At 60.5% G+C, this 25,277-nt stretch carries 20 protein-coding genes and 5 pseudogenes; 13 read left to right on the top strand and 12 right to left on the bottom strand.

Annotated features, from left to right (window positions below; all coding sequences use genetic code 11):
* Positions 1-114: 114 nt before the first annotated feature.
* Positions 115-429, bottom strand: coding sequence for a transposase (locus AWB67_RS29300; protein ID WP_087659677.1), 315 nt, complete (start codon positions 427-429; stop codon positions 115-117).
* Between the two features lie 59 nt (positions 430-488).
* Between AWB67_RS29300 and AWB67_RS29295 the strand changes: the two are divergent.
* Positions 489-860 (top strand): annotated as a pseudogene (locus AWB67_RS29295) (GNAT family N-acetyltransferase); the annotation flags it as partial.
* Between the two features lie 761 nt (positions 861-1,621).
* Here AWB67_RS29295 and AWB67_RS29290 read toward each other — a convergent pair.
* Both AWB67_RS29290 and AWB67_RS29285 read right to left on the bottom strand, forming a co-directional pair.
* Positions 1,622-1,930 (bottom strand): type II toxin-antitoxin system RelE/ParE family toxin, encoded by a 309-nt coding sequence (locus tag AWB67_RS29290; RefSeq protein ID WP_087659676.1) that lies wholly within the window; start codon positions 1,928-1,930, stop codon positions 1,622-1,624.
* Complete coding sequence (locus AWB67_RS29285; protein WP_087659675.1) at positions 1,927-2,205, bottom strand: YlcI/YnfO family protein; 279 nt, start codon at positions 2,203-2,205, stop codon at positions 1,927-1,929. Before AWB67_RS29285 ends, AWB67_RS29290 begins: the two co-directional genes overlap by 4 nt.
* 418 nt (positions 2,206-2,623) lie before the next feature.
* Here AWB67_RS29285 and AWB67_RS29280 point away from each other — a divergent pair, with 418 nt between their 5' ends.
* The 4 genes from AWB67_RS29280 to AWB67_RS29270 all read left to right on the top strand — a co-directional run bounded on the left by AWB67_RS29280 (position 2,624) and on the right by AWB67_RS29270 (position 4,968).
* Complete coding sequence (locus AWB67_RS29280; protein WP_087659674.1) at positions 2,624-2,836, top strand: antitoxin MazE family protein; 213 nt, start codon at positions 2,624-2,626, stop codon at positions 2,834-2,836.
* Positions 2,833-3,102, top strand: a complete 270-nt coding sequence (locus tag AWB67_RS43220; protein WP_087659673.1) for a type II toxin-antitoxin system PemK/MazF family toxin — start codon at positions 2,833-2,835, stop codon at positions 3,100-3,102. Before AWB67_RS29280 ends, AWB67_RS43220 begins: the two co-directional genes overlap by 4 nt.
* On the top strand, positions 3,039-3,209 hold the full coding sequence (locus tag AWB67_RS41505; RefSeq protein ID WP_200822333.1) for an ATP-binding protein: 171 nt from the start codon (positions 3,039-3,041) through the stop codon (positions 3,207-3,209). Before AWB67_RS43220 ends, AWB67_RS41505 begins: the two co-directional genes overlap by 64 nt.
* 121 nt (positions 3,210-3,330) lie before the next feature.
* Positions 3,331-4,968 carry an alkaline phosphatase family protein gene (locus tag AWB67_RS29270; RefSeq protein WP_235025387.1) on the top strand — a complete coding sequence of 546 codons (1,638 nt, stop codon included), beginning with the start codon at positions 3,331-3,333 and terminating at the stop codon, positions 4,966-4,968.
* Positions 4,969-5,157: 189 nt separating this feature from the next.
* Here the strand turns inward: AWB67_RS29270 and AWB67_RS29265 are convergent, their stop codons facing one another.
* From AWB67_RS29265 to hpnI (AWB67_RS29250), 4 genes are read right to left on the bottom strand one after another with little or no spacing between them, the layout of a single operon-like run.
* Positions 5,158-6,072 carry a lysylphosphatidylglycerol synthase domain-containing protein gene (locus tag AWB67_RS29265; protein WP_087659671.1) on the bottom strand — a complete coding sequence of 305 codons (915 nt, stop codon included), beginning with the start codon at positions 6,070-6,072 and terminating at the stop codon, positions 5,158-5,160.
* Entirely contained in the window at positions 6,069-6,911 is an 843-nt protein-coding gene (gene hpnK, locus AWB67_RS29260; RefSeq protein WP_087659670.1) for a hopanoid biosynthesis-associated protein HpnK, read from the bottom strand. Before hpnK ends, AWB67_RS29265 begins: the two co-directional genes overlap by 4 nt.
* 2 nt (positions 6,912-6,913) lie before the next feature.
* Positions 6,914-8,335, bottom strand: a complete 1,422-nt coding sequence (hpnJ, locus tag AWB67_RS29255; RefSeq protein ID WP_087659679.1) for a hopanoid biosynthesis associated radical SAM protein HpnJ — start codon at positions 8,333-8,335, stop codon at positions 6,914-6,916.
* 14 nt (positions 8,336-8,349) lie between these two features.
* A complete protein-coding gene (hpnI, locus tag AWB67_RS29250; protein ID WP_087659669.1) occupies positions 8,350-9,561 on the bottom strand; it encodes a bacteriohopanetetrol glucosamine biosynthesis glycosyltransferase HpnI in 1,212 nt (403 codons plus the stop codon).
* Positions 9,562-9,811: 250 nt separating this feature from the next.
* Between hpnI (AWB67_RS29250) and AWB67_RS29245 the strand changes: the two genes are divergently transcribed.
* The gene (locus tag AWB67_RS29245) at positions 9,812-10,534 is read left to right on the top strand and encodes a thioesterase domain-containing protein (protein ID WP_087659668.1); all 723 of its coding nucleotides are present in this window, start codon (positions 9,812-9,814) and stop codon (positions 10,532-10,534) included.
* Here the strand turns inward: AWB67_RS29245 and AWB67_RS42110 are convergent.
* Positions 10,528-10,758: pseudogene (locus AWB67_RS42110) on the bottom strand (tyrosine-type recombinase/integrase); the annotation flags it as partial. The gene AWB67_RS29245 and the pseudogene AWB67_RS42110 overlap by 7 nt on opposite strands.
* 826 nt (positions 10,759-11,584) lie before the next feature.
* Here AWB67_RS42110 and AWB67_RS29240 point away from each other — a divergent pair.
* The 5 genes and pseudogenes from AWB67_RS29240 (at position 11,585) to AWB67_RS29220 (ending at position 17,133) form a co-directional block, all read left to right on the top strand.
* Positions 11,585-12,004, top strand: coding sequence for a cytochrome b (locus tag AWB67_RS29240; RefSeq protein WP_327366670.1), 420 nt, complete (start codon positions 11,585-11,587; stop codon positions 12,002-12,004).
* A 19-nt stretch (positions 12,005-12,023) separates the two neighbouring features.
* A complete protein-coding gene (locus tag AWB67_RS29235) occupies positions 12,024-14,108 on the top strand; it encodes a phosphocholine-specific phospholipase C (protein WP_087659667.1) in 2,085 nt (694 codons plus the stop codon).
* 425 nt (positions 14,109-14,533) lie between these two features.
* Positions 14,534-14,689, top strand: a pseudogene (locus AWB67_RS43460) (VIT1/CCC1 transporter family protein); the annotation flags it as partial.
* A gap of 197 nt (positions 14,690-14,886) precedes the next feature.
* A complete protein-coding gene (gene hpnI / locus AWB67_RS29225) occupies positions 14,887-16,065 on the top strand; it encodes a bacteriohopanetetrol glucosamine biosynthesis glycosyltransferase HpnI (RefSeq protein WP_087659666.1) in 1,179 nt (392 codons plus the stop codon).
* Between the two features lie 51 nt (positions 16,066-16,116).
* Positions 16,117-17,133, top strand: a complete 1,017-nt coding sequence (locus tag AWB67_RS29220; RefSeq protein WP_087659665.1) for a lysylphosphatidylglycerol synthase domain-containing protein — start codon at positions 16,117-16,119, stop codon at positions 17,131-17,133.
* Positions 17,134-17,383: 250 nt separating this feature from the next.
* Here the strand turns inward: AWB67_RS29220 and AWB67_RS29215 are convergent, their stop codons facing one another.
* On the bottom strand, positions 17,384-17,725 hold the full coding sequence (locus tag AWB67_RS29215) for a hypothetical protein (protein WP_087659678.1): 342 nt from the start codon (positions 17,723-17,725) through the stop codon (positions 17,384-17,386).
* Positions 17,726-18,320: 595 nt separating this feature from the next.
* On the opposite strand from AWB67_RS29215, the gene hpnJ (AWB67_RS29210) reads away from it, so the two are divergent.
* A complete protein-coding gene (gene hpnJ, locus AWB67_RS29210) occupies positions 18,321-19,742 on the top strand; it encodes a hopanoid biosynthesis associated radical SAM protein HpnJ (RefSeq protein WP_087659664.1) in 1,422 nt (473 codons plus the stop codon).
* 114 nt (positions 19,743-19,856) lie between these two features.
* Here hpnJ (AWB67_RS29210) and AWB67_RS42100 read toward each other — a convergent pair.
* Positions 19,857-20,042, bottom strand: a pseudogene (locus AWB67_RS42100) (IS3 family transposase); the annotation flags it as partial.
* A 309-nt stretch (positions 20,043-20,351) separates the two neighbouring features.
* Here AWB67_RS42100 and AWB67_RS29200 point away from each other — a divergent pair.
* Positions 20,352-20,695: pseudogene (locus AWB67_RS29200) on the top strand (DDE-type integrase/transposase/recombinase); the annotation flags it as partial.
* On the opposite strand, the gene AWB67_RS29195 reads toward AWB67_RS29200, so the two are convergent.
* Together AWB67_RS29195 and AWB67_RS29180 are read right to left on the bottom strand one after the other, a co-directional pair.
* Positions 20,680-21,867, bottom strand: coding sequence for a TIGR03118 family protein (locus AWB67_RS29195; RefSeq protein WP_087659662.1), 1,188 nt, complete (start codon positions 21,865-21,867; stop codon positions 20,680-20,682). The pseudogene AWB67_RS29200 and the gene AWB67_RS29195 sit on opposite strands and share 16 nt — an antisense overlap.
* Before the next feature lie 2,114 nt (positions 21,868-23,981).
* Complete coding sequence (locus AWB67_RS29180; RefSeq protein WP_087659661.1) at positions 23,982-25,199, bottom strand: tyrosine-type recombinase/integrase; 1,218 nt, start codon at positions 25,197-25,199, stop codon at positions 23,982-23,984.
* Positions 25,200-25,277 lie beyond the last annotated feature (78 nt).

The following is a 25,277-nucleotide window of genomic DNA, read 5'->3' as shown; positions in this document are numbered from 1 at the left end:
CAGGCCCGCAGCAGACTCATGCTGCAACAAGGTCGGATATACAGCTGCATCCCGTCCCTGTCATGTTCATCTCCCTTGAAATCCCTTGCAGATGGGAGGCGTCCATATACGCTCTCATGAATCCGTATCCTTCGAGGATACGGCTCCTGTCTCGCGGGCGAACCAGGCCGCGGCGTGAGAGAGAATGTCGCGCTCCGTTTTCAGTTGCCGATTTTCGCGGCGCAAACGGGTGAGTTCCTGGCGCTCAGCGGTGGTCAAACCCTCCTGACGCACGCCGGCGTCAATATCCGCTTGCGCCACCCAGTTGATTATCGTCTGCACGCTAGGCTCGAACTCTCGCGCCAGCTCCTCAGGTGTTCGACCGGCCTTCACCAGGTCAACTATACGAGCCCGGAACTCCGCCGGGTACGGTGCTCGATGCTTGCCCATTTTGGCACCCCCTTATCCAAAGGATAGGTGTCCGTTTTCCCGGGTCAATCTCAAAGGACGTCGCCTGTGGCGTAAAGCGTAATGAGCGGATCCTGTTAGTTGCCGAGTCGCCGGGCGGTCTGATCGTAGGCACGGTGCAGCTGATCACTGCCCAGCCGGAAAACCAGCCTCATCGAGCAGATGTCGCGAAAATGCTGGTTCGCCGCGACTCGAGGCGCCAAGGGATCGCCGCTCGGTTAATGGGAGCAATCGATGAGTCCGCTCGGCAGGCAGGCAAATCGGTTCTCGTACTCGACACCGTAACAGGTGGCGATGCGGAGCGGCTCTACGAACGAGCAGGTTGGCAACGCGTCGGCACCGTCCCGAATTTCGCGCTTATGCCCGACGGAGGGTTCTGTGGAACGACATTTTTTCATAAGCAATTGTCTTAGAGTCCGTCGCAGGTCGCGTCGGCCGACGCCGTACGGCCAGTGGGTGAAACCGCTCGCGCCGCAATGGGACTCCGGCCCAACGTTAGTGGTCCGGAGAGGAAACCGACTCTGTTTTCATTTTGAAGGACAAGGCAATCCGCCTCGTCGCTCAACGGGAGCCGAGCCATGAATCTCCCGCAGGCTATCCGCCCGCTGCGCCAGCGCATGATCGACGACATGCGCATGCGCAAGCTCACCCGGAACCCAATCCGTTTGACCGACCGACCACTCTGATAGCTGCCGTCGGACTCCTCACAGCGCGACTCGCGGCGACGACGGGTTCGCGAGCACGAATTCGCTGACAGTGACACGTTGGCGAAGCCGACAAGCGCTGGTCGTCGTGTCTCAGCGAATGGCCGCTGAACTTTGCAAGCTACCGTAAAGGTCACCCCGCCATGACGGGCGGTTTAGGTTGGCGGTTTTGCCAGTTGCTCACCCATACGCGAGAAGGCAACTAACCGTCTGTTGCGTCTTCCTCTTGTAAATTTCATCCGCCCGTGCACAGGCGCAGCAACAACAGAACCGGTGCCATCTTAGTTGAGGGACTGCACAGTGTTCAAGAGGGGGTTGGGGATCACGCATACCACCTCGCGTTACGACGGCCATGAAAGTGACTGCAGGCTGCCAGATTGCCGAGAACGCGCCAAAGCGTCCAGCCCGACAACCAAGAGAAGAACGGCTCGAGGTGGTGTGAAGGTTTGCGCAAAGAAAATATCGGCACTTCACTGGTAATCATCTTCCAACTGATGGCGGATAGCCAGCACCGTGACCGTTTCGCTGTCCTCGATTTCGAATAGTGCGACGTACCCGCTGCGCCCGAACGGAATGATCAGTTCCCGAAGGAAGGGCGCGTCGGATCGCGCTTTGCGGCACGTAAACGGCGAACTCCGAAGTGTCGCGACGCCATCGCGAATCGCCTGAAGAGCCGCCTCGGCGAGCGTGAAATCGGCGGCGTCGCGCTGGAGAATGAAGTCGTAGAGTCGGTCGAGGTCCGCCGCGGCCTCGAGGGTAAACCGAACCGCGTAAGTCATCGCGCAGTCGTGCGCCGCGTCTTGGCTTTCGCGAGCTGGTCCTCGAGCGTAGTTAGGACGTCATCGGCCGACACATACTGCCCGCTCTGCCTGGCGCTGTTGCGTGAAGCGAGGCCGCGGGCAATAAAATCGCTCCGTAAAAGCCGGCGCTCAATGTTCGCGCGGATCGACTGCTCGACAAACGCCGACAGGCTCTCGCCGTCGGACAACACCCTTTCAGCCGCCTCGCGCAATTCCGGCTCGACCCGTACCGCGGGGAAGGTCGCGGTTTTCATGAGTACACTCCTGCATCGCAATTGCGATACATTCTGCCCGGTTTCTGTTTCCCATGCAAACGCAACCAATCCGAGCCGATGAAGTGCGAAGGGCGGCCGAGTCCGCCCAGCTAGACGCAGAATCAGGCATCGTTGCGCGGCTGATGGAATGGGCAAACCGTTCGGCGTGACGAGCCCTATCGAAACCCGAGCGGGCCTAACGGATTGCGCTCATGTACCTCGCGCAAAATCCGACGGCGTCAACTCGACGTTCACTGATGGATGGGCGAGCGCCTTGCGTGCCGCGACCGCGGCAATCCGCTTGTCGCCATCGCCGAAGCATCGCTCGGCGCGACGGATGGAACGCGCGCTTGGCACGGGCAGCGTTACATGTAGCGCAAGAAGGGTAGAATGTTACATGTAACTGTTGGAGATCAGGATGGCCGCGACTCTGATCGAACGTGTGCGGGCGCACCGCGACGCGCTGCGCGCAGCCGGCTTGCGCCCGCTGCAAATCTGGGTGCCGGATAACCGCCGGGCCGGCTTTGCCGACGAGTGTCGACGCCAGTCTCAGCAACTGCGCGATGATCCGCACGAAGTGGATACGCTTGACTTTTGGGAGGCGGCCGCCGATTGCAAGGGTTGGGAATGAGGCGGGGCGATCTCGTAACGATTGCGCTGCAAGGCGACTACGGCAAACCGCGGCCGGCACTGATCATTCAGTCCGATCTATTCGACGCCCACCCGTCGGTGCCGATTCTGCCGGTGACCAGTGAACTGCGCGCGACGCCGCTGTTTCGCATCGCGGTCGAACCGAGGACGGCCCGGGCATCGTTCCCGAAGAGCGTTAAGCGGTGCACACGCGTTTCTATCGCGGCGAGGCGAGCCGTCACACGCCGGGCAACGGGCTGGGCTTGAGTCTAGTCAGCGCCGTGGCCGGGATGCACGACATGGCGGTGCGCTTCGACGATGTCGAACGCGGATGCAGTATCACGCTGGTCGAGAGACAGCAGCAGCTTTCTTGATCAGCAATCCGTAAATCCACCGTAACCGACGCGAAAGCGACAGCAATATCCACGTAATACTCACGACTCGCAGCCGCTCCAGACTGATCGTCCTACATCACGCATAGTCTGGAGATCGATAGTGAACGTTCGCCTGAAGGCTGGAATCGTCGCGACGCTTAGCGCCTCGCTCGCGCTCGCTGCATGCGGAGGGTCCGACGACAACTCGCCGACCAACGCAATCGCGGGCGCACAACACGTCCTCCTCGTCAGCATCGACGGCCTGCATCAACAGGATCTCGCCAACTGCGTCGCCGCGAAGACGTGTCCGAGCATCGCGGCACTGGCGAACAACGGCGTCACCTATTCGAACGCATTCACGCCGGGCCTGTCCGATTCGTTTCCCGGGCTGGCCGCGCTGCTGACGGGCGGCTCGCCCAAGTCGGCGGGGCTTTTTTACGACGTCTCCTACGACCGTACGCTATACGCACCGAGCGACACGCAATGCACAGGCTCGCAGGGTTGGAACGTCGTGTTTGACGAAACCACGGGCATCGACGCGATGAACGGCGGCGACCTCACGCATCTCGACGGCGGAGGCGCTTTTAATCCGCAGGCAATCCCCAATGCAAAAGTGAACGGCGCCTGCACGCCGGTGTATCCGCATAACTATCTGAAGACGAATACGGTGTTCGAGGTCGTCAAGCAGCAGATGGCGACCGCGCGCACCGCGTGGGCCGACAAGCACGCGTGGGGCTATGACTGGGTCAACGGTCCGTCGGGCAAGGGCGTCGATGATCTCGCGCGCACCGAGATCAACTCCACCGATGCCGCGACGGGCACCGACTACACCGACGTCTACACGCACACGGAAACCTTCGACAACATCCACGTGCAGGCGATCATCAATCAGATCGACGGAAACGATTCGACCGGCAAAGCGAGCGTCGGCGTGCCGACCGTGTTCGGGACCAATTTCCAGACGCTGAGCGTCGCGCAAAAGGCGCCCAGCGCCAAAGGAGGCGGGTACACGGACGCGCAATTCACGCCCGGCCCGCAAGTCGCCGCAGCCATCGCCTACGCCGACGGCGCGATCGGCAAGATGGTGGCCGAACTGAAGGCGAAGAACCTGTTTTCATCGACGGTCGTGATCGTGACGTCCAAGCACGGCCAGTCGCCGTCCGATCACACGAAGCTCGTCAAGAACGGCGACACGCTGTCGGCGCTCCTGCAGGCGAACAACTATCTGAACGCGCAAGGCAACTTCGGACAGGCGGCCACGAAGACCGGCAAGCTCAACGATGGAACCGGACTGTCCGGCACCGGTGTCGTCCAGGATGACGACGTCGGCCTCATCTGGCTGCGCGATCAATCGCAGGCGGCCAGTGCGGTCGCGACCTTGCAAGCCAACCTCGCGTGCAGCGCGACGGGCATTTGCGCGGACGGGCCGCAGGCGTCGATTCTTTCAGGCGCGGCGCTCGCCGCGAAGTTCGGCGACCCGGCACAAGGCCGCGCACCCGACATCATCGTGCAGCCGAATCCGGGGGTCATCTATACGAGCAGCAAGTCGAAGGACGCGGAGCACGGCGGCAATGCGCCGGACGACAGCCATCTCGGCTTGCTCGTGGCGTTCCCGGGACTGCAGGCCGCGACGAATGCGACGACGGTCAGCACCACGCAGGTCGCACCGACGATTCTCAAGTCGCTGAAGCTGGATCCGGCGTTGTTGCAGTCGGTCGCGGCTGAGGGTACGCAGGTGCTGCCGGGGCTGGAGTTTTAGTCTTTCGAACGCCGGCCAATAAGCGTGACGCGAATCGATTCACGACGCTTCCGTCGATTCGCGTTATTTGCGTGTCCACGTATGGGATTCGCTGTAACGCTGCTGAGGGACAGTCGATCATTGCTGCGTGCGCCGCCCGGTCGCCGTGCGCTCGTCCACTGTCTTCTGCGTGTGCAACGGTTCGACTGTCTACCAGAGCATGATCGCGATCGTGCCCCAGGCGAGTTCGCGCATGCGCCGCACGAGAGCGAGCGACAGCGCGGCCTCGCGATCGATGCCGAATGCGCCCGCCAGCGCGACCATGGTGACCTCCTGCACGCCGATGCCCGCTGGCGCGATGAACACGGCCTGGCGCACGGCCTGCGTGAGCGCCTCGATGGCGATCGACGCACCGATGGCGGCAGGATGCCCGAGCAGCGCGAGCGCGAAGTATATTTCCACCGAGCCCAGCAGGTAGCCGGCAAATTGCCACGCGAAAGCGGCTGCAAGCAAACGCGGCTGGCCGAGCAGCGCACGGATCCGTGCATCGAGCGCGCGGCCGTCGATGCGCGGCACGAACCGTTTCGCGATTCGTTCGATCCCGCGAAAAATTGTGCCTCGGCGCAACAATGCAAACAGCACGACAGGCAGCGGCATCGAGATCAGCAGCGCGGTGGCCACCGCGCGCGCCACGTCCGCGTTCGCGCTACCAAGAAAGAGCAGCACTAACCCGAGCATCGCGAACGCATATTGCACTGCGATCGTCACCAACACCTCGACAACCACCGACGCGCTCATATAACCCGTATCGCGCAGATGGCGCCCGCCAAGCCGGATGCCAACCAGTTCTCCGCCGATGCCGAACACCGGTAGCAGGCGGCTCACGGCCTCGCGCACGGCGGCGATCCACCACAGCGTGCAGAGCGCGATGCGGCGGGCGAGCAGCAGATGCCAGGCGCGCGCGTCGAGCAGGAGCGGCAGCGCGTGCAGCGGAACGAGCCACAGCAGCAGCGGACCGGCGCGCTCGACCAGACGCCACGCATCGCCGATGCCGTTGTGCAGCACGACGTACGCGAGCAGCGCGATCGTCGCGGGCCAGCGCAGGATGTTGAGGCGTCGCATCATGCCGACATCCGCGCTTCGCCCCGTGCGGCGTGCCCGAAGACCGCGGCGAAGCCGCCCTGCATCGCCCCGCTCGACGCGAGCGCGGCTGCCACCGCGGGCGAGCGCAGCGCGGCGAGTTCGTCGGCGTGCCGGTAGCCGTGCATTGTCGGCGTGATCGAACCCGTGCCCACGCTCGCGGGATGGCAGTAGATTTCCAGCACGCCGCGCGGCGGGCGGCGGAGCACGTCGAGGAACGCGGCTTCGTCCATTTTGCCGGTCAGCGCGAGACCGGCGACGTAATCGTTGCGATCGATCCCAGCGCGGTCGATGCGCCCCTTCGCCAGCGCGATCCACGGACGCAGCATGATCGAGCCGTGCATCTCGTTCGGCAGCCTCATCGCGCGCAGGCCAAAGTCGAGTCCGATGTCGAGAATCAGCGCGAGCACCGTCGGGTGCAGATGAAAATGCTTGTGCGTGTTGACGTGATCGAGCGCGAGCCCGGTTGCGGCGTAAGCCTCGAACTGCGCGCGGATTTCGGCGGCGGCTTGCGCGCGCACGTGCGGCAGGCAGAAGAAGCGCAGGCCCTCGAACGTCATCGAGGACGTGAAGCGGCCCTCGCGGTCGACGAGATCGGGGATCGCGGAATGCGGCAGCACCGAGTAGCCGTCGGCGAGAACCAGATGGAGCCCGACGGCGAGCGTCGGCAACTCGCGCGCGCAAGCGATCGCGCCCGGCGCCGCGGGCGCGCCGACCATCAGACTCGCCGCGCTGAGCACGCCGTCGCAATGCGCGAGCACCACGGCTTCGTTCACGCGCGCGTGCAGGCCGAAGTCGTCGGCGGTGACGATCACGCCGCACATGCTCAAGCGTCGTGCGTAGGCAGAAAGCGGAAGAATTCGACGCCTTCGCGCAGCCGCCGCCTGGTCATCTCCCAGCTCACGAGCATCTCGCGCACGATCTCCCGGATTTTCGACGGCCTGAAATAGAAGCGCTTGTAAAAGGTTTCGAGCTGGTGATAGATCTCCTCGCGCGACAGATGCGGGTAGCCGATCGCCGCCAGTTGCACGCCTTCCTTGCTGACGAGATGGATCACCTTGTTCTCTTCCAGCCTGCCGTTTTCGACCGCCTGTTGGTAGAGCGTGGTTCCGGGATAAGGTGCCGCGAGCGACACCTGGATCGTGTGCGGATTGATCTCCTTCGCGTACTCGATGGTCTTCTCGATCGTCTCCTTCGTCTCGCCGGGCAAGCCGAGGATGAACGTACCGTGAATCTTGATGCCGAGCTGGCGGCAATCGTCGCTGAAACGGCGCGCGATGTCGGTGCGAAGGCCCTTCTTGATGTTGATGAGAATCTGGTTGTCGCCCGATTCGTAGCCGACGAGCAGGAGCCGCAGGCCGTTGTCCTTCATGATCTTCAGCGTCGAATACGGGACGTTCGCTTTCGCATTGCACGACCACGTCACGCCGAGCTCGCCCAGGCCGCGCGCGATGGCTTCGACGCGCGGACGGAAGTCGGTGAAGGTGTCGTCGTCGAACATAAGCTCCTTCACATCGGGCAGGTTGTCGCGAATCCACTTCACTTCGGCGAGCCCGTTTGCAACCGACCGCACCCGATAGCGATGTCCGCCGACCGTCTGCGGCCACAGGCAGAACGTGCAGCGCGAGCGGCAGCCGCGACCGGTGTAGATCAATACATACGGATGCTTCAGATAGCCAATGAAGTAGTTGCCGATCTTGAGATCGCGCTTGTAGACGGGCGCGACGAACGGCAGCGCGTCCATGTCTTCGAGGATCGGGCGCGCCTCGTTGGGTTCGATCGACCCGTCCGGCAGACGATAGCTGAGTCCCCGAATCTCGCTGAACGGCTTGCCCTCGGCGATCTCCTTGCAGGTGAAGTCGAATTCCTCGCGGCAGACGAAATCGAGCGAGTCGGAGGCGGCAAGCGAATTGTGCGGATCGACGGCCACCTTCGCGCCGACCACGCCGACCAGCACGGCGGGATTCAGCGCCTTCAGCCGCTCGGCGAAGTGTGCGTCGGACGGAAACGACGGTGTGCTCGTGTGCATGATGACGAGCTCGTATTGCACGGCGATCGCGAGCGTTTCCTCCGCGTGAAGGCCGTCGGCGGGGGCGTCGAGCACGCGGCTGCCGGGCACGAGCGCGGCGGGCTGCGCGAGCCAGGTTGGATACCAGAACGAGCGGATCTCGCGCTTCGCCTGATAGCGCGAGCCGGCGCCGCCGTCGAAGCCGTCGAACGACGGGACCTGCAGGAACAGCGTCTTCATGACGAGACCCTCATTCATGATGGATCGGATTCAGCTTCGGACAAAGCGACGGCTTCGCGGATGGCGCGCGAGCCATCGACGGGCACGCTGACGCCGCGCCACGACACGTTGCTGCCGAACGCGGCTGCGATCCATTGCAGCCAGAGCAGCGCGTCGCGCAAAGGGACGAGCGGAAGGTCGCGCCAGAAGCTGCGCCAGTCACGCGCGCTGCGCCAGTGCAGCAGTAGCCGCGCGCTCAGGCCGAGCGACGTGCTCAGGTCGACGACGGTATCGACATACGAATGCTCGATGTTGCCGCCGCTCGCATCGATGCCGAGACCGAGCAGGCCGCTCGCAATCAGCCACGGCGACGTGAACGTGATGAACAGAAACGCGAAGCCGAGCGGATTCACCGAGCGGATCGTGCGCAGCCACCGCGTCTCGCGTCGCCACAGCGAAAGAAAGCCTCGGTCGACGACGTCGGTGGTGACCACGACGTCGGAGAGCACCGTCGCGAGGCCGAGGGCGCGCACGCGTTCGGCGAGGCGATAGTCGTCGGCGAGGCAGTTGGAGAGCGCTTCGAAGCCGCCGGTCAAGGCGAGCGTTTTGCGCGTGAGCGCGAGCGTCGCCCCGAAGCCGAAACAGCGCGAACCGGCCGCGTGCGCGATATGCACGGAGGGCGCGAACCATTCGTCGATGAAGAGCGCGCCGAGACGCGCCCAGAAGCCGCCGAGCGCGCGCGCGCGATAGAGGCACGTCACGATCCCGACGCCCGGCTCGGCGAGCGCCGCCGTCACGCGCGCGAGATAGCAGGGGTCGACGGCGATGTCGCTATCGGCGATCACGAGCACGTCGTGCCGCGCACGCCGCGCAAGATTGATGAGATTGCCGACCTTGCGATTGCTGCCGTGAAACGTGCCATCGATCACGAGTTCGATGTCGAGATGCGGGTAGAGGCTTCGCAAGCGCTCGACGACCTTCACGGAAGGATCACTCGCCGACGACACGCCGAACAGCAGTTGATACGACGGATGCGCTTGCATGCAGAAGGATTCGAGGTTCTGCATGAGCCGCGGTTCCGCACCGCAGAGCGGCTTGAGGACGCTGACGGGTACGTTGCGCGCATCCTTTCGATCGCGTGCGCCGCGCAGTCCGGAGCGCACGAGCGCGGCAACGGCCGCGTGGCACGTCGCGACACAGCAGATCGCGATCAGGATCCACTCGGCGAGCGGCAGCGACGGCCCCATCACGAGGGTTCGCGCATCGCCGGATGCGTCGTCGTTGGCTTGCGGTTGAACGCTTGGCTGGCTGTCGGAATGCTGTCGGACACGGCGCCTCCTTCGCTTTGCATACGGGTTTTCGTCATGCGTTCGCAAGACGGAGGGGGCCGCTTTGCACTCGAAGAAGACTGCATCTTTTAGGCTTAAGAAATGCTTAAGCGATAGCGTTGGTTGGGTGCGGTGGACGCGACGGCGCGCCTGAAAAACCGCTCGGGTGATGGAGTCTTGGAGGCTCGTGAAAGCGCTACGCAGTGGCCGTCGCGTCTATGGGCTGCAAGCGCTGGGCCGGGATGGTGAAATGCCGGCGCAGCAGCGCGTGGAGGAGATGGCGGCGACTTATATCCAGGAGATGCACGCCGTGCAACCGGAGGGTCCGTATTACGTGTCGGGCTACTCTATGGGTGGACTGGTTGCACTGGAAATCGCGCAGCAGTTGCGGGCAGCGGGTGAGCCAGTCCAACTGGTTTGCTTGCTCGATACATATGTCCATGAACGCTGTTTGCCGTGGTTCGCGTGGCTGCGGCACCAGTACGGCTACGTTTGCCGGCAACTTCGTGCACTTCGAACAATGCCGTTCGCGGAGCGCGTTGCATACGTCGGCATGAAACTTGACGCCGGCGCAGACAGAATCCGTCTGCGGGTCGGGCGCACAGCGCGCCGGCCAGAAGCCAACAACGCGGGTTTGCCCCCCGTTCTGTTGCGCATTCGTGAGGCCATGCGACTAGCGATGACGATCTATCGACCGCGGTCGTACGACGGCCGCGTGCTATATGTGCGCGCGGCGAGGCTGGCTGAAGGGCGCGGCGACCCTTTGCCGCTTTGGCAGAAGGTTGCGCGCGGCGGGCTCGTTGTTGCAGAGGTGGACAGCGATCATGTCGCTATGATGTTCGAGCCTGTTGTCAGGCTCGTCGCGGATGAGCTTGACCGGGCGGTCAGGTAGCCGGCGCTGACGAGCCAGGCGAACAAGGTATTCGAGATCACGAAGGCTTGCCGCTGGCTGGTCGGCGACAAAGGCTCGGCAAAGGGACGCCATTCGGGTTCAGTCCGGCCGACCTTGCGGCCGCGCATCACCCAGCGTGCCGCCGGCTGTGGATCCGCGAGAAAGCGCTGATACGCGAGCAGATCTCCCTGGGTGAGCGAGGAGAGCGGCTTGCGCAGTTCGATGGCCGCTCACCAGAGCAGTCGCTCGGCCTTCTGATGAGGGCCATGCCAAACGGCGAATGCAGATCCGGCAAAAACACACTCTGCGTCTATGCCACGCCATTTACGTTGGCACCCGTAAGAGCACGATGCAATCGGGACTTGGCAGGCCCCACTGGCGCGCTTGATGAAATGCCGTCGGATCCAGCCGAACAGACCACCTCCTTGATCTTGTTCGTCTGGCGAATCACTCTCCGCGACCAGTACGTCGCTGTTCCGCAACGTGTATAGCCAGCGCGGATGCGTCAACCCGCTAGCAAACTTGGCAACCATGAAACCAGCTCCGGTCGTGGGCTGGAACCCGGTGGGTTGGGCTTAATGAGAGCGGTGTTCACCATCGGTACTAAGGCCTCATCCGGCGCGACAATCGGCGCCGAAGCATCGAGAGCCGTGTCGATTGCAGGGGATGGGCCGATCGCGCACGCGGCGAGCGGCAAAACCGATAGCTCAGTCAGATGCTTTACGAAGTGCACGGTCGTTCCGGGCAAGGCGCGTTCGTCATTGAACGCCTATTCATCAGCACTATGCCTGCCTGTTCCTGGCCAATTGCCCACTGTTTCGATCGCATCTCGCGAGGTCCGCGACATCAGGTTCCCTTAAGGTAAGGTCGTTAGAATCATGGCGGTCGTACGATGCACGATCCATCGCGTCGTTAAAAAAAATCGAGGGCTTGGTGCTTCGTCTGTCCCGATTGCCAGGCGGAGGGGAGAGTGGAGTGGTCAAACAATACGAATTGTGGGCGCCGCCCTATGGCGTTGTAGCGCGTACCTTCCACTGATTGACGGTCCTGTTGCTCGCGTTGCAGTTCGTGATCGGCTGGAGGATGCCGGATGTCCACAAGGACACTCAGGCGGTTGGGCTGATTGCCTGGCATCTCAGCGTTGGCGCGACGCTGGTCGCCGAAGTCGTCTCACCGATCACCCATTTTTTCCTCTATGTCAGACTACTGCTCGTTGCGCTCCTTGGCTGGATCAACGCATCCCCGCGTGGCTGGACGGTTCGCTTCGCAGGCGCCGTGGCATATCCATCGTTGAGCAAGACAGAATCTCCTTTCGGCGACAAGATGGGCGATGTGCACGCCATCCTTGCATGGGAGCTATTCGCGCTCATTTTCCTTTACAAAGTTGCAGCGTTGTTCCATCGTTTTTTACTGCAAGATCTTGCAGCGGATGCTGCCGAGCGCTGGAGCATCGCGGTACTCGACGGGTAATAAGTGAGCGGCTGCGGCTATGGACAGGGCACGTCACCAAAAGTCTTGCGGGGAGCCGACATACACGGCCGCGCAAAGCAGCAGCGGCCCAGCCAAGTCACGCCGTGAGTTCCTCCGCATGGCAGCTGGCTCGCTTGGCACATCAATGGCGGCGACACTGCTTCCTGGCTGGGCCCACGAAGCATTGGCGATTCCGGCAAAAACCACGACGGGCACAATCGACGACGTGCAGCACATCGTAATCTTCACACAGGAGAACCGCTCGTTCGACCACTACTTCGGCAAGCTTCGCGGAGTGCGAGGCTTCAACGACCGAATGGCAATCAGGTTGCCCAACGGCGATTCGGTGTGGAAGCAGCCGACACGCACGAGCTACATTTTGCCATTCCACATAAGCACGACGACTACCAGCGCGACCTGCGCTCAAGCGCCCTCGATGAGCTATCAGACCGACATCGCGATGTGGAACAAGGGTCTTTGCAATGCATGGAACACGGCGCGCTTGCCGGGACTCGGAATGAGTTACTTCACACGCGATGATTTGCGGTTCTACTATACGCTCGCCGACGCGTTCACGATATGCGACCAGTACTACGCGTCGACTCTCACGCAAACCAATCCGAACAGGTTGCACTTGTTCAGCGGCAGCAGTGGTCTTTCCGTAGGGTTCCCTCCGGCGCTGAACAACGCGGACTCGGCCGAGGGATTCAAATGGCAAACGGTCGCCGAGCTGCTCGAGACGGCCGGAATCAGTTGGCGTGTCTACCAGCAACTCGACAATTTTGACGACAACGCCCTAGCGCTATTTCAAAGCTTCAAGTCGGCCTCGCCGACGAGCGCGCTTTACCGAAGAGGTATGGCGACCGTCGACGACGTCGCACAGGCCTTCGCCGCGGATGTCGCGTCAGGCAAGCTGCCGCAGGTCTCGTGGATCGTCGCGCCGACGGCGCTCTCCGAGCACGCTAACTATCATCCGCAAGCCGGCGAGGACCTGAGCGCGAAGCTGCTCGCCGCTTTGGCTGCAAACCCTGAGGTCTGGTCGCGGACCGTGTTCCTTCTAAACTACGATGAGCAAGGCGGCTTCTTTGATCATGCAGTGCCGCCCACGCCACCCGGTGATGACACCGAGGGCAGAACTACCGTTGCGACGACGGGCGAGCTCTATGACGATCTGCCGATCGGGCTCGGCTTCCGTGTGCCCATGACGGTGGTGTCGCCATGGTCAAGGGGAGGATATGTCTGTTCGGAAGTGTTCGATCACACATCGGTTATTCAGTTTATTGAACGGAGGTTCCGGATTCGGTGCCGTAACATCAGCGCGTGGCGCCGGTCGGTTTGCGGTGATCTGACGTCGGCGTTCAACTTCAGGAATCCGGATCCGAGCTGGCCTGAATTGCCGGACACGAATGGTTATATTGCGCGTGCCAATTTGCAATGCAGCTCGCTGCCGGCACCGTCGATTCCAACAGTGCAGTTCATGCCGAAGCAGGAACCTGGCACGCGCCCGTCGCGTGCCTTGCCTTATGAGTTCCACGCCAATGCGGCGGTAGATGCGATGAAAGGTACATTCTCTCTCTTGCTTATCAACAACGGAAAAGCGGGGGCAGCGTTCTCCGCTTATGATCTCGCGATGCGTACTCGCTGGCCGCGTCGATATGCGCTCGATCCCGACACGCAACTCGTCGATAGCTGGACACAATCGCAGCTCAACGGCACCAAGTATTCGATTGCGTTGCATGGCGCGAACGGGTTTCTACGGATTTTTCGCGGCGATTTTGCCGAAGGACCGCGCCTGAGGATGGCGGAGCCCGAAATCGAGGTGAGCTATGACGTGGCGAATGACGCTGTCTGCCTTGTCATGCGGAATTCAGGCCATGCGACGTGCCAGTTTTCGGTTAGATCGAATGTCTATCGCACCGTGAAGAGCCCGTGGGTATTTTCGGTGCCGGCGGGCGGCAGCGTTAAAAAAAGCTGGTCCGTATCCGCAAGTGGCAACTGGTACGACTTCAGCGTCACGGTCGATACACAGCGAGCGTTTTTGCGTCGCTTCGCGGGGCGCCTCGAAAATGGACTTGACCTCATCAGCGATCCCGCTGCCGCGTGAGATTTATGGGGCGATCGTCTAGTCCTTTTCAACGCGCTTCTAAGGTCGATCTGAAGGACCGGATACTCCGGCGGATGTTGGCTAAGCGTCGCCGTGCAGATGGCGCCATTCCGGTTAGAGCCAGTGAGTACCGCAAATGATGTGCAGAAGTCATGAAGCACCAGATCGAAAGTCGATCGACTGGCTGCGGGCTTTAGTACTCGGCGCGAGATGGCATTATCTCCACGGCAAGTTTAATGATCGGTGTCGCATCGGCGCATGCCCAGCACGGCCCGCTGGTGCTGTCGGTCTGGCGGGGCTTGTGGCGAGGGCAATGTCGCTGGCAACTGGCGAATATGTAACAGTTCTTCTCAGACCGACACGGAAACACGGAACACGCGGCGCTTGCCGAGGAGCAGGCGAAACGTGACACGGATAATGCATGCGAGCATCGAGAACTGGCGGCCATATACGTGCGACGAGGACTTGATTTGGCGCTGGCGAAACAGGTGGCCGAGGCTCTGATGGCACGAGACGCACTTGGCGCACACGCACGCGACGAATTAGGTACTACGGGAATCAGAGCCGCAAGACCCTTGTAAGCTGCGCCTGCTTCAACCGGAAGCTTCTCGGTAGGCGCAGCGTCACCCCTTATCGTCACGGCGGTAGCGAGTCGCGTTGCGTGGATGGATTTGTGCAGCGAAGGATTAAACGCTATGGAGGGTGTGGTCCTTAAGGCTCTCTTCAGCATCCGTCACGCAGGCTTTGCTGTCCCGAGAGCGCTCTCGTCCGGAGGCATATGGCTGAATTACATGCTGTCCAACTGTTCTTCGCCTGTGCTGCTGCCCTATCTGCCCTGTGCTCCGGGCTGGGCATCGTGTATACCGTGTTGGCCGGTCACCTTGTGCGAAGGTTTTTTTCGCGTCCAATGATTGCGCCCGTTCGCTTCCCAGCAGTCACCGTCGTCAAGCCTTTGCATGGCGACGAATGGCAGCTATTGGAGAACTTAACGAGCTTCGTGGAGCAGGACTATCCGACACCGGTTCAGTATATCTTTGGCGTCCTTGACCGATGTGATGCGGCGCTCAAGGCCGTCGACATACTGCGCGCGCGTTTCCCGGAGAAACACATAACGGTCGTGGTAGATGAAAGGGTGTACGGACCCAACCGAAAAGTCGCCAATCTTACAAATATGGTGGGTCTCGCAAAGCACGATGTGCTCTGCTTTGCCGACAGCGACGTGCGTGTCGGCCCCAGATTCCTTCGCGACATCGTAGGTGCGCTTCAGCAACCCGGCGTCGGGCTGGTCACCACCGTATATCGCGGATTGTGTGCGCCCGGGTTCTGGCCTCGGGTGAGTTCTGCCATGACCAACTATCACTTCCTGCCCGGCGTAGCGACCGGGCTGTCAATTGGACGCGCGCGGCCATGCTTTGGCCAGACGATTGCCATGACAAGGACAACACTTCTGCGAATAGGCGGTCTCGCGCAGTTCGCGCATCATCTCGCAGAGGACTACGCGATTGGCGAAGCAGTGCGCCGCAGCGGCTTATCGGTCGCCATTCCGCCGTTCATTGTGCATCACGCTTGTGTCGAAACCACGTTTTCTCAGCTAGTCGCACACGAACTGCGGTGGTGTCGCACGATTCGCGCTGCGGATCGGATGGGGCATCTCGGTGCTATCTTGATGCATCCGTTTCCGCTTGCCTTGCTCGCCGTACTCTTTTCTTTTGGCAATCCGCTGGCCTGGGGGCTAGTAGTGCTGACACTCATTGTTCGCGCGATATTGGTCTGGCAAACGGATCGCGCGACGGGAGACAGTTGCAGCGGCCTTCTATGGTTGCCGCTCTGGGATGTCCTTCAATTCAGAATCTACGTGGCGAGCTTCTTCTCCTCGTGCGTCTTATGGCGTGGACAACGCTTCGATGTTGACGAGGACGGTTTGTTGTCGTCACGCGTCCAACGTGATCAAGCTTAAAATGATCATTAATTTGACGACGACTGCTCATTTTGAAGAGGCCATGCCCAGATGAGATACCTCGGGTCTGTTGCCGCCTTTCTTGGGCTAATGTTTGCAGCGTGGCTTATCTGGCGCGATAATCCGGTAGCGATCCTGCGTCTGCTGGAGTCCGCCGGCGTGGGCCTGGTGCTCGCTGCCTTCGTACATATCTTTGCGATGTTACCGAACGCTTGGGATTGGCGCATTCTGATACGTGAAGCTGAGCGCCCCTCCTTTGCGACCATGCTCAAACTCGTCTGGATTCGCGAGTCGATCAATGGACTGCTGCCCGTGGCCCGGATCGGCGGGGAGATCGTTTCATTTCGACTACTGGGCCGTGTCGGTGTGCGCCCGGCAACCGCCGCCGCCAGTCTCGTCGTGGACATGCAACTCACGTTAATCAGCCAGGTCGTCTTTGCACTCGTAGCCCTCGGATACGTGCTGGAGCAGACCTCGTCGGATCCCGCGCGCGTTGCGGGAAGGTTAGCGTGGGGTCTTGCCGGACTCATGCCCGTGCTCTTGCTGTTCGCGCTCGTTCAACATGCGCGGCCGTTTGAACGCGCCGCGCGAACGCTCAACCGGATTACTAGTGGTAAGGTGTATGCCCTCGTTGGCAAGTCGGCGCGCATCGATCAGTCTATTAAGCTAATCTGGCGGCAGACCGGCGTCGTGGTTCGCTATTTGTTCATCTGGCAAACGCTGCAGTGCTTCGGTCTGGCGCTTGAGATTTGGATTGCATTACGCGTGCTTGGGTCGGACTCAACCTTCGGGACCGCATTCGTGCTCGAGGCACTGATTCAGCTCGTGAGCAGTGTAGCCTTTGTCGTGCCGGGTAACATTGGCGTACAAGAAGGCGGCTTCGTTCTGATCGGTGGCATCTTGGGTATCGATGCCCCCACATGTCTCGCGCTCGCAGGCGCGCGGCGAGTGCGAGATCTTTTGTTCTTTTTGCCAGGACTCATTTTCTGGCAAGTGGCCGAACGTTCGGTTGCTCCTCAGCGCTCAACGGCTGTGAAGCCCGGCAACGTGAATGGAAGTGATTCGTGAAAACGGGAACGGGAGTCGTGGCTGAATAAAAGCGACACGCGGCGACGACAGATGTGGTGATTGCCGATCGGATATCATAATTCTGCAGGTCTGCATTCACCTCGGCGCCTGCCGAATGAATGAACCTCCCTTTGACGGCTTCTCTGTCGAACGACTGATTCGAGGTTTCCGCGCCCACCTTTGCTGACGCGGCGCAAAGCCCGATGCCGAACGAGTACCCCCTGATCCGAACAGGTTCGTTAGCGAAGTTTCACAAGCCTTCTTCCATTATTACGCCAGCGCTGCGAATCACTTGCAGGTAAGCGGGCACATCACCGACAGCAGCGGTGGCTTGCTCTGCCAACTTCCGCATGTGCGAAGACTTTTGGGCGTTCGCCATCATCGCTTCGAGCACATCTGAATCAGTGAACCCGCGAGCGGTCGCCACCTCGAGGACGGCGACCAATATGCGTCGGGCCGCCGCTCGGGCATCGGCCGACGCTGCGGGGGCGCGATATGCAAGAAAGCCTGCCATCAGCAAAAATTCGGCTGGGCTGATGTGCTGGCCATTCCCAACTGGCACACCCTCGGTATCGCCTCGACTGTGCCTCATCCATAGCCTCGCGCTTTGGAGCATGGGCAGCGCGAACGCGCACCCGCGTCGATGGTGCCACTGCCCGTTACGGACGGATCGAATGGCGGACGGGTCGCTGTGCCCGGCATGCTCACCGCATGATGCTTGGAGCGCTACCGCCCCTCGCGAAAAGATCGGTTTCTGTACATCACCGCTGCTTCATCTTGATGTCTCAACATTGCCGCGAGTATGTGCCAGACCGCGTGCGCAGTCGACTCCTCAGGAAGTTGCCGCTCATACAACGGGAGCTGTGAAGGCGGCCGAAAAAAATCCCGTAGCACGGTGTCATCTGACGCCGGTGCCAGAGACGATAGTCCGCTACATCGGTAATCTCGATGTAAAGATTGAAGGCGACGAGACAAAGGCTTGCCATTCCAAAGTCGGGAGTCGTAGTATTCTTTAGCGACCCACTTGCGAGCCAGACCTTTGCACAGAAGCGGGTGGCGTCAGCACCGGCTGTCCAGTGACGAGCGCAGTTTTTGAAGGCCCAAATCAGATTCCCAAACATCGCCGAAGGTGGCGACCCCTGCGGGCGGTTCATCCCTGCAAGTGCACTGTTATCTTTGAGGGCATTATGAAAGCGTTGTTTCTACAGGCACCTTCGTTCGACGGCTTCGATGGTGGAGCCGGCTCACGTTTCCAGACGAGGCGTGAAATTCGATCGTTTTGGTACCCGACGTGGCTCGTCCAGCCCGCTGCGCTGGTCGTGGATAGCCGTGTCGTGGACGCTCCTGCAGATGGCCTGTCTCTGGATGCGACCCTGGACATCGCTCAAGAATATGACCTGGTTATCATCCATACGAGCTCGCCGTCGTTCCTGAGCGATGCGCAATTCGCGGAGCATCTAAAGCGACGCAAGTCCAGCATCCTGATCGGGATGATCGGGGCAAAGGTAGCCGTCGATCCTCACGGCTCGCTTGCCGCGAGCGATTCGATCGATTTCGTGTGTCGTGAAGAATTCGATTTCACCTGTCGCGACATCGCGCAGGGACTCCCGTTCGAGTCGATCCTCGGTCTCAGCTATCGTTTGCCCGACGGTGGCATCATGCACAACGAAGCCCGGCCGATCCTTGAAGACATGGATCAGTTGCCGTTCGTTGCGCCCATCTACAAGCGCGACCTCAAGACTGAGAACTACTTCAGCGGCTACCTCAAGCATCCGTATGTCTCGATCTACACGGGCCGAGGCTGCAAGTCGCGGTGCACCTTTTGCCTCTGGCCGCATACTGTCGGGGGTCATCGCTATCGCACCCGCTCGGTGGAGAATGTCCTCGAAGAAGTGAAATGGATCCGCGACAACATGCCCGAAGTCAAGGAGATCATGTTCGACGACGATACGTTTACGGATCTCAGACCGAGAGCAGAAGAGATTGCTCGCGGCCTTGGCAAGCTAGGCGTGACGTGGTCGTGTAACGCAAAAGCGAACGTACCGTACTCAACGCTCAAGGTCATGAAGGAGAACGGCTTGCGCCTTTTGCTCGTCGGCTACGAATCTGGCGACGACCAGATTCTCGTCAATGTCAAAAAGGGGCTGAGGACCGACATGGCACGCCGCTTCAGTGACGACTGCCGCAAGCTCGGCATCAAGATCCACGGCACATTCATTCTTGGGCTTCCAGGGGAAACGCAAGAAACGATACGGAAGACCATCCAATACGCGAAGGAGATCAACCCGTACACGATCCAAGTTTCGCTCGCCGCGCCCTACCCTGGGACGGTCCTTCATAAGCAAGCTGTCGACAATGGATGGCTGGAAGAAAACAAGGTCATCACGCTTATCAATTCCTCGGGCACCCAGCTTTCGACTATCGGCTATCCGCATCTGTCGCGCGAAGAGATCTTTCTCGGTGTTGAAGAGTTCTACAAACGCTTTTATTTTAGACCGGCAAAAATATGGGAAATCGTCCGTGAGATGTTGGTCAGTTGGGAGATGATGAAACGACGCCTGCAAGAGGGCGTGGAGTTCTTCAGGTTTCTTCGAGACCACAAGGCGTGAGGGTTTATAGTCGGCCTGACAATGAGTAGCGTCCCGCAAAATGGGGGCCAGGAGTTTTTAGATGACTGCTTAACGCGCTTCGGTGAATTGCCCCGCAAGATGGACAGTGTTCGGCTAGGGCCGAGAGGGCTGGGTTCTGTACATCACAGGTCCCAGCCCGTTTAGTTTGAGCTTGATTCGCTTGTGGTTATAGTAATGGATGTACTGTCTGATACCGGCCTTCAGCGCATCAAGGCTCTCGAAGCAGTTTGCGCAAAAGAACGCCGAGTTGAGCGTGCCAAAGAAGCTTTCCATTGCCGCGATGGAACACGCAGATAACTGCACCGTTGGAGAACGTTGAAGGTCGACCTTTTCAGATAGCCCGTCCGTACCATTCCCTTCATGCGCAGGAATTCGAGCTGGGTCGTCATGCCCAGAACGAAGGCCGGGTCTGGTTTCACGACGCAGACGGCAGGCTTCGGGCGCTGCCAGTCCATTGGAGAGCGGCATGGCCGAGGATCCCCGAGGCAGAAGAAACTGCGGCTAACGAGAATCGCTTAACCAATGCGTCGCTGACGGCGGGAGAGCTCTTTGACGTAAGGAATACGGAATAGGCGGGCGGCTTTTTACGACCGGAAATGCGAGCCAGAGGTAATCACCATCGACAAGAGCGGCGCCAACCTGGCCGCGCTCGAAGCCATCAACGCCGAACGGCAAACGCCCATCCGGATCCGGCAGAACAAGTACCTGAACAACGTGATTGAGCAGGATCACGCGTCATCAAACGCATCATCAGGCCGATGATGGGCTCTAAGGAATTCCGGTGCGCGCGCATCCTCTTTTCGGGAATTAGAATCATGCATATGATCCACAAGAGGCAGTGGAATGATGAGGGCACGCCCGGCGGCAACGAGGTCACCACCAGGAAGTGGTGCAGGGAGCCACGCGCGACCACCAGCTATTGCCTGTGCTGACCGGACGCTCGCGCCTTGGAAGCGCTCAATGGAATGATTGTGCCGAACAGACCGTTGGTCTCTTTGTTAGGACCTGCCGAGAAGTACAGCGTGTCCGAGTTCGAGTTGTGGCCGCCACCGAGGGTGAGAGCCCACAGGCCGTCGATAGCCAGTGGATTGCCGTATGCATCCTCAAGGAGATCGAGGAGCTTGCCGTCATCGTCGAAAACATTGATTCGGCCATTACCAAAGTTGCCAATCAGAATCTTGCCGCTGAAGCGGCCGAACGCAAACGATGCGCGCGCGATTCCCCACGGCGAGTCGAGCGATCCTCGGCTGGCAAAGCGGCGCAGCAGGTGGCCGTCTGTGTCGAATACATCGACGAATCCGTGGCCGTTACCTGCAACATCGTCATGCTTCTGATCGTCCTGTTGCGCATAGGTTACGAAAAGGTCCCCGTCGATGTTCGCGATACCAAACGGGGCGTAGCCAGCTGGGATGTGCGGGTCGGTGAAGCCGCCGTCCGTTGTCACCCGCATGAACAAGCCGTTCGTACCGCTCGGCCCGAATACGTCGATCCGACCAGAGCGGAAGTTCGTCGCAAACAGAAATCCTCCTTTCGCGTTCACACCGAAGACCAGACCCTTGTAGACGGCTCCGCTAGCGGCGGATGGAGAGGATGAGTTATCGACAGCGAGTACGGCGTTGTTCGGTGGATTCAACCCACCGGCCCAAGCGGAAATCGTGCCGTCCTCGGTCGCGAAGATGAATGCGGCTGGGAGCTTGGTGCCTGGCACGAGAAACGCCGCTGAGGGATTCCACACGATTCCGGTCGGCGCCGCAGGCGTGGGATGCGGTGGATTGTTGGAAGAGACGGGATGACAGGCGCTGGCCGGTATGACATTGCCTGGCAGCGGGATGGAGACCTGCAGCGCCACCTTTGCCCCCTCGCCGTCATACAGCGTGGAGCAGCCTGTCCCATTGTCGTTGACCCAGAATGGACTTGCTGCCGGACTAAATGCGATTCCCCAAGCGTTTCGTAGTACCCCGTCGACCTTCGGAGCAGCGCCTGCCGAGTTAGACACGAGCGGTGCGACGACGTAAGCATCATCGTCAGCAGCATGCCCACCTGTGAAACCGGCGGCGAGGACGATAACGGCCGCCGCTTTGAGACCCCACGAGACCTGTGACATGACTACTCTCCTTAGTCTGACCGGTGAGAAATCGCTCCGCGAGTTAGCGCCAAAGGAGAGTAAACGGCCGCCGTCCTCCAAAAATTCCGTCTGTAGTCGAAAAATTCCGCTATGACCCAGTCGCATCGCGCATGGCGTCGACGCCGCGCTGAAACTCGATTCATGTGGCGGTATGTTCTTTAAGCACTACTTTGAGTAGGTCACGATTAGTTCACTGGACCGTAATCAGTTCGCTAGCACAAAGTAAGCAGATTCCTGGCGACCGCATACCAATCCGGCGCTGAATTTGAATACCTCGGCACCCTATATCAAGCAGAACGCAAGCGTCGCCTTCAGAACCCATCTATTTCAAAACGACTTCGCCAAGTGCTTAAGTAGCTTGCTTCGTGAAACCTTTCGGTCTCGAAGGAGCGAATGGCAGTCGGATCTCGGAAGCGGTCGCTACGAAGGCTCCGGTCTGAACGGCAGAAGTGGGTTTGCGCCGTGAAAAGGCGGCGCTTTCCAGCGGTTGTAAGACCCGCCCGGCAACCGCTCCAGCCGGAAGCAACCGGAGCAGTCATGGAGGTAGCGAAATGGCTGAAGCTTTCGGGTAAGCGTGTCACGAATGTCACGAATCGGTGACAGCGCGAGTGTGCAGGCCGTAACGTGAGTGAACGCTGAGCAAACCTCGAAAATGCCGATGCGCAGGCCCACCCGGCCACCCTCTCGAAGAAGGCTGATATGACTGGCTGGATGAGCGAAGCAGTGCCGCCAGTCACTGCGCCGGGGTAGTGGCGACAGCATGTACACAAGGAAAGACCATGCGCCGGATACTCTTCTTCGACAGTCGCATGCCCATACGGGCCTGCCCCATGGTCGCTGAGTACATCCGCCCAAACGTAAAACCCAGGAAGTCGAACTCCCCTTCCGGAACCGCGCAGATTTGCGTCGTTGACCGTCAGCTTCAGCTTGCTCATGATCTCGCGTAGTCGCGACAACGCTTCTTCAGCCTTACCGCGCTTGCACAGGATCACCAGATCGTCCGCGTAGGTCACGATTCGACTGCCAAGACTTCGCTCAAGCCCGAGCGCATAAGCTCAGGCGACGCAAGGGCAGGGGCTATCCCTTTACGGGCAATATGGGCCCGTACCGCTGAGCGTGCGCGGCGGCGCAGCCTGGCGTGTGTGAAGGCGTGAGATCTTGTCCGAGAGCCGGATGCGTTAGTAGCGCACGTCCGGTTCGAGGAGCGGGATGTGGAAGCGGGGCTACGATGAGGGAGCATTCGATTTTCCTGCTATGTGCGATTCACGACTACAAATTCGACCGGCCGCTGAATGACGGCAATGGGGTCCTCGATTGCCGCTGTCATTCGTTAAATCAAAGGCAGCATTAGCGGACAGGCGTCAGATGGTTCTGTTTCAGGGACGGTCGCTAAACTTCGCAAGCCGCGTAGGGTCACTTCGGAATGACGGGCGGTTGAGGGGCGGCGGGTTTGCGAGCTCGCTTTCATGCGAGAAGGCAAGTAACTGGCTTTGAGATGATTCTCTTGTACGTTAAATCGACCCGTGCATAGCTGAGCGCAGCCGAACGGTATAGCAAAGTTTAAGAGGCGGGTTTGGCGCGGGCGAAGAGGGTGCGCGCAGTCCTGCGCTCAGCAGAGAAGCAAACCCTGACGGCGCCTACTGGACCTAGGCGCACGAAGGCATCGTTACGGCGGTGGACCGAACCGGCAAGCCGTTCGGCGGGGCGAGCCCTATCGAAACCCGAGCGGGCCTGACGGATTGCGCTCATGCACCTCGCGCAAAATCCGACGGCGTCAACTCGACGTTCACTGATGGATGGGCGAGCGCCTTGCGTGCCGCGACCGCGGCAATCTGCTTGTCGCCATCGCCGAAGCATCTAAGCGTGCGAGCGTCGCTTGCGCCGTGTTCAAGCCAGAAATTCGCTTCGAATGCCTCGCGGGATACTACGCATTCGACTGAGCCGTTCGGACGAACGAGGTCGAACGCGACGCCACGGCGATTGCGAGGATGCGGGGTGTTGTCGCTGCAGCTTCCATGATTAGACGGTGCAAATTAGATTACACGGGTGCTCGAGCGCTGACACGCGCAGTAGAAGACGCACTCGATGCGTGGCTACCACTCGATACGATGCTTCTCTTCGGTTTCCTGATGCCGCCGGTCGTCGTCGATATGCAGATATAGACTGGTCGTGGTCAGCGAAGCATGACCGAGATTGTCACGAACGAGTCGGAGATCAACCTGTTTATCCGCCATATGAGAACCGGCGCTGTGACGCAGCCAGTGGGCGGAAGCTTTCTCCAATAGGTCTGCGCGCGCCGAAACGCCATCTCGTAAGCGAAGGCGCACAGCTGCATCCGCAAATACGTCTTTGACGATCGCATGCAGTCCGGCGCGCGTCAGCGGTGCGCATGTCTGCGCTCGGTCGTTGGCTGCGTTTGCGTTAATCGGCAAAATCAACGGCGTCTCTTCGCTGGGCGAGGGCAGTGCACTCAGGCCCAGTTGCTGGCGGTAGCGCGAAAGCTCCATCATCATTTCGCGCGTCGCGGGCACCAGTCGCTCCTTGCCACCTTTGCCGTGAACGGTCAGCCACCAGCGAAGGGTACCGTCGGCGTCGCGCCGCACGAAAAACTGGCCCATCGTGTTCGCGCCCACTTCGGCAATCCGCAACCCACCCAGATACAGCAGCGTGAACAGCCACCTGACGCGGTAGGCATGCGCACGCGCGCGATCGCTGTCGCGCGGCAGCGCGGCGATGGTGTCCTTGACCTCCTGCCAGAGCCCTGGCTCGAGATAGCGGGTGATGCGGGGAGGGGCGTGCTTCGTGCGCTGGCGGGATAGGGAAAGGGGATTGCCAGCAAGATAGCCCGCCTGCACGAGCCACGCAAACAATGCGTTGAGAATAACGATCGCCTGGCGCTGACTCGCGGGCGACAACGGCCCATAGAACGGCCGCCACCGTGCATCGTGGCGAGGGTGCTTGCGACCCCCGCCGGCGACCCAGGTCGCGGCGGGCTGCGGATCGGCCAGGAACTGCTGGTAGTGCAGACAATCCTCGTGCGTCAGTGACGAGAGCGGCTTGCCGAGCACTACGAGCGCCCAGAGCAGCAGCCGTTCGGCCTCTTTGCGATAACTGTCGAAAGTGGTCTTGGTGTCGTGGAAGCGTGAAAGCCACGCGCGAATCGCATCGAGGTCGTTGTTGGCCGCGATCTGTGCCCGACCGTCGGTGGCGCGATTCGCGCCCAGACTCCCGTCGAGCGTCGACGGAATCACGAGGGATTCGAGTGGCGCGGGGTGAAGTGCAACGGATGCGGGTGGCGGAAGAGCGGGCATGGAGTCTCACGTGGTTTCGAACTCGGTACGGCGCACATGAATCAACATTATAGCACTAATGTCAAATCAAACCGTCGG

This window comes from Caballeronia terrestris (assembly GCF_001544515.1).
Taxonomy (GTDB): Bacteria; Pseudomonadota; Gammaproteobacteria; order Burkholderiales; family Burkholderiaceae; genus Caballeronia; species Caballeronia terrestris.
This window is presented reverse-complemented; position numbering and strand designations above follow the sequence as displayed.